The organism is Micromonospora sp. NPDC005413 (genome assembly GCF_040606435.1).
Taxonomy (GTDB): Bacteria; Actinomycetota; Actinomycetes; order Mycobacteriales; family Micromonosporaceae; genus Micromonospora.
On record NZ_JBEXEV010000079.1, the window covers coordinates 1 to 1656 of the forward strand.

The following is a 1656-nucleotide window of genomic DNA, read 5'->3' on the forward strand; positions in this document are numbered from 1 at the left end:
CCGGGCGGTTCTGCTGCTCGATGTACTGACGCACGACACTGAGCGGCGCCCCGCCCACGGAGCCCGCGAAGTACGAACCCGACCAGAGTTTGTTGGCCCGGTAGTAGTGCCGGACCAGGTCGGGGAACTCCTGCCGCATCCGCCGCGACGAGACGCCTTTGAGGCTGTTGACCAGCTTCGCCAGGGCGACCTTGGGCGGGAAGTTTACGAGCAGGTGCACGTGGTTGTTCTCGCCGTTGAACTCGACCAGTTCGGTCTCGAAGTCCGCGCAGACCGACCGCATGATCTCTTCCATCCGGGCGAGGTGTCGGTCACCGAATACACTGTGCCGAAACTTGGTCACGAAAACCAAGTGGGCGTGCAGAGCAAAAACACAGTGTCTGCCGGTGCGGATGCCTTCGAGATTAGCCATAGACCAACATGGTACAGTGCTTCTCGTGCAGCTCCGTTACAACTTCCGGATGTACCCGGACACCGCTCAGCGCGAGGCGCTGTCCCGGTCGTTCGGGTGTGCCAGGGTGGTGTTCAACGACGGGCTGCGCCTGCGCCGGCAGGCGCGGGAGGCGGGCGAGAAGTCCGTCTCCGACGCCGAGCTGTCCCGGCGTCTGATCACCGAGGCGAAGCTGACGCCGGAGCGGGCGTGGCTGGGCGAGGTGTCCAGCGTGGTGTTGCAGCAGGCCCTGGCGGACCTGAACACCGCCTACCGCAACTTCTTCGCCTCGGTCACCGGCAGCCGCAAGGGCCCTAAGGTGGCCCCGCCCCGGTTCCGGTCTCGCAAGGACAACCGGCAAGCCATCCGGTTCACGAAGAACTCCCGGTTCAAGGTGCTGGACAACGGCCGCCTGCGCCTGCCGAAGATCGGCGACCTGCGCGTCCGCTGGTCGCGGACTCTGCCGTCGGACCCGTCGTCCGTGGCGGTCATCAAGGATGCGGCAGGCCGATATTTCGCCTCGTTCGTCGTGCAGACTGCCGAGGACGAGACGCTGCCCGAGGCGGACTCCGAGGTCGGTATCGACCTGGGCCTGACCCACTTCGTGGTCCTGTCGGACGGTACGAAGGTGACGGCACCGAAGTTTCTGCGCCGCGCGGCTCGCAAGCTGCGCCGGTTGCAGCAGGATCTGTCCCGCAAGCAGCGGGGCAGTCAGAACCGCAAGAAGGCCGTCGTGAAGGTAGCCAGGGCGCACGCCCGGGTGGCCGACACCCGGCGGGATTGGCAGCACAAACTCTCGACACGGATCATCGGCGAAAACCAAGCGGTGTACGTCGAGGATCTGTGCGTGGTCGGTCTCGGCCGGACCCGGCTGGCGAAATCTGTGCACGACGCCGGATGGGCGTCGTTCACGGGCATGTTGGAGTACAAGGCCGCCCGGTACGGGCGTACCTTCGCCAGGGTGGACCGGTTCTTTCCGTCCACCCGGATGTGCTCGGCGTGTGGTCGGATCAACGAGAATATGGCGCTGGATATCCGAGCGTGGGACTGCCCTTGCGGAGCAGCCCACGACCGGGACGTCAACGCCGCCATCAACGTCAAGGCCGCCGGACAGGCGGACTTCAACGACCGTGGAGCGCAGGTAAGACCGGGACCCGTCCCGGCACCGCGCGGCGAAGCGGTAACTCACCCGGACGCCGCGTGTTCCACGCGCAGCGTGGAGGGAA

2 protein-coding genes are annotated in these 1656 nt (G+C 66.0%); one reads left to right on the forward strand and one right to left on the reverse strand.

Features of this window, described 5'->3' with window-relative positions; genetic code table 11:
- On the reverse strand, positions 1-412 hold a 412-nt coding region (tnpA, locus tag ABZS37_RS32655), incomplete at its 3' end, for an IS200/IS605 family transposase (protein ID WP_355175454.1).
- 25 nt (positions 413-437) lie between these two features.
- Between tnpA and ABZS37_RS32660 the strand changes: the two genes are divergently transcribed.
- The coding region (locus tag ABZS37_RS32660; protein WP_355175456.1) for a transposase at positions 438-1656 on the forward strand (1219 nt) is incomplete at its 3' end.